The following is an 8,179-nucleotide window of genomic DNA, read 5'->3' on the forward strand; positions in this document are numbered from 1 at the left end:
GGCGGCTCAAGATCTCCCCCGACGGCGCCAAGCGCGAAAGCGGTCGCTACCTGTTGGTCGGCCGGCGCGGCGCGGCGCGACCCGACCCGGTGCAGGCCGCGTGGCTCTATGCGCAGATGGTGCGATGGGGGCAGGCGGCCATGAAGCCGGACGCCCTCAAGACGGCCATGGACGTGTTCCGGCCGGATCTCTACGACGCGGCTGTGGGACGTCGGCCGGCGCCCGCCGATGTGCCGCTGCCGATCGGCGCTTTCGCCGGGCCGGCCTTCGATCCCAACGATATTCGGGGGCATCTGGCCGCGTTCAAGATCGGTTACTGGAAGCCGTAAGATTCGTGCTGCGATCGTGGGCAGTTGCCACAGGTCGGCTAAATTTTGAGCGCGCTGCTCGAAAATTCGCAACGCGGCTAGCCTCCGGGCTCCCGGGCGGTTCGGCTAATACACTGAAATAGCGTGATATTGTCTTCGGCGGCGTCTGGCACGCAACTTGAATGTTGCAGTGCGGCCAGCCTGTCGCAGATGCCTGCTGGCTCACGTCCAAGATGGATTTCCGCAGCAACGAAGCTGATCGGACCGTTCCCAGGAATCAAGCAAGGCAGTGCCAGGCTGGTTCCGAGCGGTCGCTTTCCACCGTTGACGCCACTCGCCGTGGCCGCAGGAGCTTCGTCGCAGACCATGAAAATCGAGCCGCTCTCAGTCGACTTCTCCGACGAGCAGAAACGCTACCTCGAAGGCTTTGCCACCGGCCTGCAGATCAGCCGGGTCGGCCGCGGGCTTGGCGGCGGCGCCGCCAAAGCCAATGCCGAGCCGACCGGCCCGGATGCCGCGCATATCAAGGCGCAGGACAAGGTCATCGCGTCAGGCAAGAAGCTCGTCGACCAGGAGAAATTCAAACGCGACGAGCATCCCTTCGATGCCTATCCGCGCCTGAAGCAACAGGCGCTCGACGACGCGCCGCCGTCGCCTGCCGATAATTTCCGCTGGCGCTATTTCGGCCTGTTCTACGTCGCACCGGCGCAGGATTCCTACATGTGCCGCCTGCGCATTCCAAACGGCATCCTGAAGCACTGGCAGTTTGCGGGGCTGGCCGATCTCGCCGAAGAACTCTGCGGCCCGTACTCCCACGTCACCACGCGCGCGAACTTGCAGGTGCGCGAAATCCCGCCGAAGAATGCGGTGAAACTGATCGAGGGCATCCAGGACCTCGGCCTGTGCTCGCGCGGCTCCGGCGCGGACAATATCCGCAACGTCACGGGCACACCGACCGCAGGGATTGATCCGCAGGAAATCCTGGATACGCGCGCTTACGCCCGCGAGTGGCACCACCACATCCTCAACGACCGCTCACTCTACGGCCTGCCGCGCAAGTTCAATGTCGCCTTCGATGGCGGCGGCCGGATCGCAGTGCTGGAGGAGACCAACGATATTGCCTTCACGGCGGTGGAGGTGAAGGACGGGTTTGGAGCGGAGCCCGGCGTCTGGTTTCGGCTCGGCCTCGGCGGCATCACCGGGCACAAGGATTTTGCAAAATACTCCGACATCATCGTCAAGCCGGAGGAGGCGACGAAGGTGGCGGACGCCATCGTCCGCGTCTTCATCGATCTCGGCGACCGCACCAACCGCAACAAGGCGCGGCTGAAATATGTTCTGGACGGGATCGGTCACGACCAGTTCCTGAAGCTGGTCGAGGAGCGGCTGAAGCAACCCTTCACCCGCGTGCCGACTGAGGCGCTGGCGCCGCGGCCTTTGACGGACCGCATGGCGCATATCGGTGTGCACAAGCAGAAGCAGGAGGGATTGAACTGGATCGGCGTGTCGCTGCCGCTCGGCAAGGTCTCCTGCGAGCAGATGCGTGGATTGGCCAAGATCGCGCGCGATCTCGGCGACGGCGAGATCCGCCTGACCGTCTGGCAAAACCTGCTGATATCAGGCGTGCGCGACGAGAATATTGAACTCGCGATCGCCGCGATCAAGACGATCGGGCTCGCGGTCGAGGCCTCGCACATCCGCGCCGGGCTGATTGCCTGCACCGGCAATGCCGGCTGCCGCTTTGCCGCCTCGAATACCAAGCGCCACGCCGCTGAGATCGGCGACTGGTGCGAGCCGCGCGTTGCCATGGACAAGCCGGTCAACATCCATGTCACCGGCTGCCATCATTCCTGCGCGCAGCACTATATCAGCGACATCGGCCTGATCGCGGCGAAAGTGGATGTCGGCGAGGATGCTGATCCGGTCGAGGGCTATCATCTCTTCACCGGCGGCGGCTTCGGCCCCGATGCCGATGTCGGGCAGGAGGTCTATCACGACCTCAAGGCGGACGACGCGCCGAAGACAGTCGAGAAGCTGCTGAAGGCCTATCTCGCGCATCGTTCATCTGCCGACGAACCCTTCCTTTCCTTCGCGCGCCGCCATGATGGCGAGACGCTGCGCAAGCTCGCCGAGGCATCCGCATGAACCAGATCACGCCTCCACCGAAACTCGACATCATCCCCACCAGCGCGCCGTTCTCCGAAGCGCAGCGCTCCTGGCTCAACGGCTTCTTTGCCGGGCTGCTGTCGCCCGACGCTGCGACGCCATTGCCAGCGGAGTATGACGCGGCTGTTGTGCAGGGGGCGACCGGCGATGGCGATGACGGCGAAGCCCCGTGGCATGACCAGACCATGCCGATCGCCGACCGCATGAAGCTCGCCGAGGGCCGGCCGCTGCGGCGGCGCATGATGGCGGCGATGGCGCAGCAGGACTGCGGGCAGTGCGGCTATAACTGCCACGACTATTCCGAGGCCATCGCGGGCAAGAGCGAAGCGCGGCTCAACCTCTGCGTCCCCGGCGGCAAGGACACCGCGCGGATGCTGAAGTCGCTGTATGAAGAGCTCGACAAGGCGCCATCAGCACCGTCTGCACCAGCGGCCGTGACTGCGAACGCGACGCCTGCCGGCGAGCCCGGACGCTCGCGCGACAATCCGGTGCCGGCGAAATTTGTCTCGCGCCGTCTCCTCAACAAGCCCGGCTCCGAAAAGGAGACATGGCATATCGAGTTCGATCTCTCCGGCTGCGGGATCGACTATGTCGTAGGCGATTCCTTCGGCATTTTTGCCAAGAACGATCTCGGCCTGGTCGACCAGATTATCGCGCTGCTCGGCGCCTCGCATGTGACTGAAGTCCGTGGCAAGACGCTGCGTGAGGTACTGCTCAACGACGTCTCGCTGTCGCCGGCGCCGGACTCGCTGTTCGAACTGATCACCTATCTGACCGGCGGCGCGCAGCGCGAGAAGGCGCGGGCGCTGGCGCAAGGCGAGGATCCCGACGGCGACGCCGCCACGCTCGACGTGATGGCGGTGCTGCAGAAATTCCCGAAGGTACGGCCGCATCCGGAAGCTTTTGTCGAGGCGCTGGAGCCGCTGCAGCCGCGGCTCTATTCGATCTCCTCGTCGCACAACGCGACGCCCGGAAAATTGTCGCTGACGGTCGACTGCGTGCGTTACATCATCAACAAGCGCAAGCGGCTCGGGCTTGCCTCGACGTTCCTGGCCGAACGCATCAATCCTGGTGACGAGCTGAAGGTCTACGTTCAGAAGGCGCACGGATTCGCGCTGCCGCAGGATCCGAAGACGCCGATCATCATGATCGGTCCAGGCACCGGCATCGCGCCGTTCCGGGCCTTCCTGCTCGACCGCCGCGCCACCGGCGCGCAGGGGAAGAACTGGCTGTTCTTCGGCCATCAGCGCAGCGACTGCGATTTCTTCTATGCTGATGAACTCAATGCGATGAAGACGGCGGGCCTGCTCACGCGGCTGTCGCTCGCCTGGTCGCGCGACGGCGAGAAGAAGTTCTATGTGCAGGACCGCATGCGCGAGGTCGGCCGCGAACTGTGGACCTGGCTCGCGGAAGGCGGGCATGTCTATGTCTGCGGCGACGCCAAGCGCATGGCCAAGGATGTCGAGCGCGCGCTGGTCGATATCGTCGCCCAGTTCGGCGCCCGCTCGGTGGATGAGGCGGTCGCCTTCGTCGCCGACCTCAAGAAGAAGAGCAGGTTCCAGCTCGACGTCTATTGATCACGAAATCCGGCGCAAATTCGAACGAATAATATTCTTCACGTGAAGCTGGCCGGAGAAGTATTCCCCTCGAAGGAACCGGCCGGCAGCGCCGGTATCACTATTTTGGGGGCCGTCTTGCGTCGGAGCGCGAACGATATTCCATATGCGGCGGATGTCGCACTGGAGATCGACGATGCGCGAACTATCGGCGGAAGCCCGCCTGCATCTTTACGCGCGCAGCCTGTCGCGGAAATCGGGAACAGGATTCCATACGATTGCGCTCTACAGCGCATTCGCCGTCATCGCGGCGATCGTATTCGGCACGCTCTCCGTCCATCCGTTCTAAGAACATTGCTTGGCTCGATCGTCTCCGGCCGTCATTGCGAGGAGCGATAGCGACGAAGCAATCCATGCCTCCGCAAGTGGTGAGATGGATTGCTTCGCTTGCGCTCGCAATGACGGGGAGAGCGGGCTGGCCCTTCAGCGGACTATCAATGCGCCGTCTTGAACGGCGCGACTGCGATCCCGGCATCCTTCAAGGCCTGCCGTACGCCGCGCGCGATTTCGACCGCGCCGGGCGTGTCGCCGTGGATGCAGACCGTATCGGTCCGCATCTTGATCACCTTGCCTGACACCGAGACCACCGCGCCGTCCTGCACCATCCGCACCACGCGATCGGCGATCGCCTTGGGATCGTGCAGCACCGCGCCCGGTTTCTTGCGCGAGACCAAATTGCCGTCGTCCTCATAGGCGCGGTCGGCGAACACTTCATGCGCCAGGCGGAGATTGGCCTCCTCGCCGGCGCGCACCAGTTTCGAGTTGGCAAGCACGACGAAGATCAGGCTCGGATCGACTGCCTTGATCGCGCTCGCGATCGCTCTCGCCGTCATGTCGTCCTCGCACGCGACGTTGGAGAGCGCGCCATGCGCCTTCACGTGGGTGACCTTGTGGCCGGCCGCGGTCGCGATCGCCTGCAGCGCGCCGATCTGGTAGGCGACGAGGTTCTCGATCTCGGATGATTTCAGGCCGGGAACCGGGCGGCGACCGAAGCCATGGAGGTCGCGGTAGCCGGGATGCGCGCCGATGCTCACCCCGCGCGCCTTTGCCAGGTCCACGGTGCGGCGCATGATGTCGGCATCGCCGGCATGGTAGCCGCAGGCGATGTTGACGGAGGTCGCAAGCTCGATCATCGCGGCGTCATTGCCCATCTCCCATGGGCCGAAGCTTTCGCCGAGATCGCAGTTGAGGTCGATGGTAGCAGTCATGGTGCTTGTCCCGCTTTGCGTGGGTGGCTTTTGGCTAGCTAGTCGCTGATTCCGCGACCTGCCATGTCGCGGCGTCGACGGCGTTGACGGCGTGGCCTGCGACATTGGCCGCGCTCAGGGCTTCGAGGTTGAGATCAAGGCTTTCGAGCGGGCGCAGCCGGTCGGGCAGGGTACGGAGCAGTTCGGCGAATTTTCGCGCCTCGGCTTGCGCCTCAGCCATCGTGACCGCCTTGAACCGGAACGAGTGTCCAGCCGAAATCTGGGCAAAGCGGCCGAAATCAGCAGAGATGACGGTCGCGATCTTGGGATAGCCGCCGCTGGTCCCACGGTCCGGCATCAGCACGATCGGCTGGCCGTTGCCGGGCACCTGGATGCTGCCGTTCACGGTGCCATCGGAGACGATGTTGTGGCCGTGCAGATGCTTGATCACCGGGCCCTCGAGCCGGTAGCCCATGCGGTCGCTGGTCGCGGAAATCGTCCATTCGCTGTCGAGGAACAGGTTTTTGTTGTCCTCGGAGAATTCGTCGTCCTGCGGACCGAACAGGATGCCGATCGGCGCCTCCGGCTGTTCGGGCAACTCGATCCGCCGCTCGGCCGCGCCGCTGGCGCGCTGCACCTGCAGTTCATCGCCGTTCTGGAGCGGACGCGGATAGGGGCTACCGAGGCCTGCGCGCGCGTTCACGGCGAGGCTGCCGAACATCGGCTCCCCCGCAATGCCACCCTCGATCGCGAGGTAGCTGAACGCGCCGCCCTTGGCAAAGCCGAGTGTCAGTGTCTCGCCGTCGGCCAAGGTCGCCGAGGTATCGAACGCCACGGTTCGCCCCGCGATATCAGCGCTGCGGGAGGCGCCCGAGAGCGCAATGTGTACCGCGCCGCAGCGCGCGGTGAAGCTCGCACCGAACGGACCGATCTCCACTGCAGCGGCGAACGGCTCATTGCCGACCAGCGTATTCGCGGCCGCCAGGGCCAGACGATCCATCGCACCGCTCGGCGTCAGCCCATAGCGCTGCGAGCCGGGACGGCCGCCATCCTGCACGGAACTTGCCGGACCGATCGAGGAGACGATGAGCTTGCTCATGTGGCGACCAATTCGGCGACAAACTCGCCGGCTTCCGCGGCACGGTCCTGCTCGGCGAAGGTCCTGGCGTCGACCGGCGTGAAGCTGACGGTGTCGCCCGGCTCGAGCAGGAAGATCGGATCGCGGTGAAGCTGATAGGTGCGGACCGCGGTGCGGCCGAGCAGGTGCCAGCCGCTGGGTCCGGCGATGCATTGGATCCCGGTCTGCACGCCGCCGATCGAAATCGTGCCGGCCGGCGTCAGCACCCGTGGATTCTGGCGACGCGGCATGTGCAGGAACTTGTCCAGGCCGCTGAGATAGGACCAGCCGGGGGTGAAGCCGATCATGGCGACGCGGTAGTCGCCGGCGACATGGCGCCTGACGATTTCGTCGGGCGTGGTGTTGAGGGCCTTGGCGACGTCATCAAGGTCGATGCCATGTTCGCCGCCATATGCCACGGGGATGCGCCAGCGCCGGATTCTTGCGGCAGCCGGATCGGGGCGCTGCGCCAGCGTGAGCAGTTGTTCCCCGAGCGCTTCGAAGCCGATCTGCAGGGGATCATAGTGCACAAGCAGCGAACGATAGGTCGGAACGGTCTCGGTCACGCCGGCGATCGGCGCCACGGCAAGGGTGCGGTCGAGCGCCAGCACCCGCCGATTGGCGGCGTCATCGATATCGCGGCTGAATTCCACCGTGATGGCGCTGTCGCCACTCGGCAGAAGACGGGGTGGGGCTTCGCGGGCGGCCATGGCATCATTGCTCATCGAGCATCAAGCTAGCGTGTTTTGCTGCGCAGTGGAATTCGGCCTGTGAAAAATCACCAAGCAACTTCAATAAATTAAACCGCAGGCTGGCGATAAGATAGCGTAATCGGTGATTTGCATTCTCGCCCTTGACGCGAGTGCCGCGGCTCGCAAGATGCGCGCGCCAATTCATTCCCACCGGAGCCGATCTTTCAAGATGTCCCTCACTGCAGAAGCGATCGCGACGCTGTCGCACGTGTCCACCGCCACCATCACCACGGTCCTGCTCAAGAAGGGGCTGCGTAACGTCTGGATGCGCGGGACCAAGCCGCTCAAGCCGGGCCAGAAACGGCTGGTCGGATCGGCCTTCACGCTGCGCTTCGTGCCGGCGCGCGAGGACTTGGCGACGCCGGAATCCTGGTCGTCGCCGATCTCGACCCGCACTGCGATCGAGGCCATGCCGGAAGGCTGCATCGCCGTGGTCGATTCCATGGGCGTCAGTGACGCCGGAATCTTCGGCGACATTCTCTGTGCGCGAATGGTGAAGCGTGGCGTGACCGCGCTGATCACCGACGGCGTGGTGCGCGACCTCGGAGGCGTGCTCGGCACGGGACTGCCGGTGTGGTGCAACGGTTTTGCCGCGCCGCCGTCGGTCGCGGGCCTGACTTTCGTCGGCTGGGGCGAGCCGATCGGCTGCGGCGGCGTGGCCGTGTTCCCGAACGATGTGGTGGTCGCCGACCAGGACGGCGCGGTGCTGATCCCGCAGGCCTTCATCGACCAGGTGCTGGCCGAAGGGCCGGAGCAGGAACGGATGGAAGCCTGGATCGTCAATGAGGTGAACAATGGCGTGCCACTGCCGGGCCTCTATCCGATGAATGCCGAAACCAAGGCGCGCTACGCCGCAAGCAAGAAGTAACATCAAAAGAGCGAGGTAAGCGCATGGAAATCCATATCGCTGGCACGCGGCCGACCCGTCGCGGGCCGGCCGAATATTTCACCGGCACGGTGCTGCAGGATCCCGTCATCATGGCGCCCGCGCCGGCGCGGCTAAACTGTTCGCGTGTCTCCTTCGAGCCGGGTG

General features: G+C 64.7%; 8 protein-coding genes and 2 pseudogenes. 6 read left to right on the forward strand and 4 right to left on the reverse strand.

The features are described 5' to 3' along the window. From CWO89_RS37210 to CWO89_RS37225, 4 genes and pseudogenes are all read left to right on the forward strand, one after another. Nucleotides 1-329, forward strand: a pseudogene (locus CWO89_RS37210) (CmpA/NrtA family ABC transporter substrate-binding protein); the annotation flags it as partial. Nucleotides 330-674: 345 nt separating this feature from the next. Continuing rightward, entirely contained in the window at nt 675-2,453 is a 1,779-nt protein-coding gene (locus tag CWO89_RS37215; RefSeq protein WP_130583342.1) for a NirA family protein, read from the forward strand. Further along, nucleotides 2,450-4,051, forward strand: coding sequence for a sulfite reductase subunit alpha (locus CWO89_RS37220; RefSeq protein WP_130583343.1), 1,602 nt, complete (start codon nt 2,450-2,452; stop codon nt 4,049-4,051). Before CWO89_RS37215 ends, CWO89_RS37220 begins: the two co-directional genes overlap by 4 nt. A gap of 175 nt (nt 4,052-4,226) precedes the next feature. Then, the gene (locus CWO89_RS37225) at nt 4,227-4,379 is read left to right on the forward strand and encodes a hypothetical protein (protein WP_165421481.1); all 153 of its coding nucleotides are present in this window, start codon (nt 4,227-4,229) and stop codon (nt 4,377-4,379) included. 145 nt (nt 4,380-4,524) lie between these two features. On the opposite strand, the gene CWO89_RS37230 is transcribed toward CWO89_RS37225, so the two are convergent. Genes CWO89_RS37230 through CWO89_RS46335 form a run of 4 tightly spaced genes read right to left on the reverse strand, consistent with a single transcriptional unit; the run spans nt 4,525 to nt 7,291 of the window. Continuing rightward, nucleotides 4,525-5,298, reverse strand: a complete 774-nt coding sequence (locus CWO89_RS37230; protein WP_130583344.1) for a LamB/YcsF family protein — start codon at nt 5,296-5,298, stop codon at nt 4,525-4,527. Between the two features lie 34 nt (nt 5,299-5,332). Next, nucleotides 5,333-6,376 carry a 5-oxoprolinase subunit C family protein gene (locus CWO89_RS37235; protein ID WP_130583345.1) on the reverse strand — a complete coding sequence of 348 codons (1,044 nt, stop codon included), beginning with the start codon at nt 6,374-6,376 and terminating at the stop codon, nt 5,333-5,335. Then, nucleotides 6,373-7,104 (reverse strand): 5-oxoprolinase subunit PxpB, encoded by a 732-nt coding sequence (pxpB, locus tag CWO89_RS37240; protein ID WP_130583348.1) that lies wholly within the window; start codon nt 7,102-7,104, stop codon nt 6,373-6,375. The genes CWO89_RS37235 and pxpB overlap by 4 nt, the downstream gene beginning before the upstream one ends. Before the next feature lie 4 nt (nt 7,105-7,108). Next, nucleotides 7,109-7,291: a hypothetical protein gene (locus CWO89_RS46335; RefSeq protein ID WP_165421482.1), complete on the reverse strand. Its 183-nt coding sequence runs from the start codon at nt 7,289-7,291 to the stop codon at nt 7,109-7,111. Nucleotides 7,292-7,315: 24 nt separating this feature from the next. Between CWO89_RS46335 and CWO89_RS37245 the strand changes: the two genes are divergently transcribed. Together CWO89_RS37245 and CWO89_RS48440 are read left to right on the forward strand one after the other, a co-directional pair. Further along, nucleotides 7,316-8,014, forward strand: a complete 699-nt coding sequence (locus CWO89_RS37245; protein WP_130583346.1) for a ribonuclease activity regulator RraA — start codon at nt 7,316-7,318, stop codon at nt 8,012-8,014. 23 nt (nt 8,015-8,037) lie between these two features. Then, a pseudogene (locus CWO89_RS48440) lies at nt 8,038-8,179 on the forward strand ((R)-mandelonitrile lyase); the annotation flags it as partial.

The organism is Bradyrhizobium sp. Leo170, from assembly GCF_004296405.1.
GTDB lineage: Bacteria > Pseudomonadota > Alphaproteobacteria > Rhizobiales > Xanthobacteraceae > Bradyrhizobium.

What these genes read in the sequence shown, in the direction of transcription:
- CWO89_RS37235 (WP_130583345.1), bottom strand. Translation starts at nt 6,376, where the DNA reads ATGAGCAAGCTCATCGTCTCCTCGATCGGTCCGGCAAGTTCCGTGCAG.
- CWO89_RS46335 (WP_165421482.1), bottom strand. Translation starts at nt 7,291, where the DNA reads ATGAATTGGCGCGCGCATCTTGCGAGCCGCGGCACTCGCGTCAAGGGC.
- CWO89_RS37245 (WP_130583346.1), top strand. Translation starts at nt 7,316, where the DNA reads ATGTCCCTCACTGCAGAAGCGATCGCGACGCTGTCGCACGTGTCCACC.
- CWO89_RS37225 (WP_165421481.1), top strand. Translation starts at nt 4,227, where the DNA reads ATGCGCGAACTATCGGCGGAAGCCCGCCTGCATCTTTACGCGCGCAGC.
- CWO89_RS37220 (WP_130583343.1), top strand. Translation starts at nt 2,450, where the DNA reads ATGAACCAGATCACGCCTCCACCGAAACTCGACATCATCCCCACCAGC.
- CWO89_RS37215 (WP_130583342.1), top strand. Translation starts at nt 675, where the DNA reads ATGAAAATCGAGCCGCTCTCAGTCGACTTCTCCGACGAGCAGAAACGC.
- CWO89_RS37230 (WP_130583344.1), bottom strand. Translation starts at nt 5,298, where the DNA reads ATGACTGCTACCATCGACCTCAACTGCGATCTCGGCGAAAGCTTCGGC.
- pxpB (WP_130583348.1), bottom strand. Translation starts at nt 7,104, where the DNA reads ATGGCCGCCCGCGAAGCCCCACCCCGTCTTCTGCCGAGTGGCGACAGC.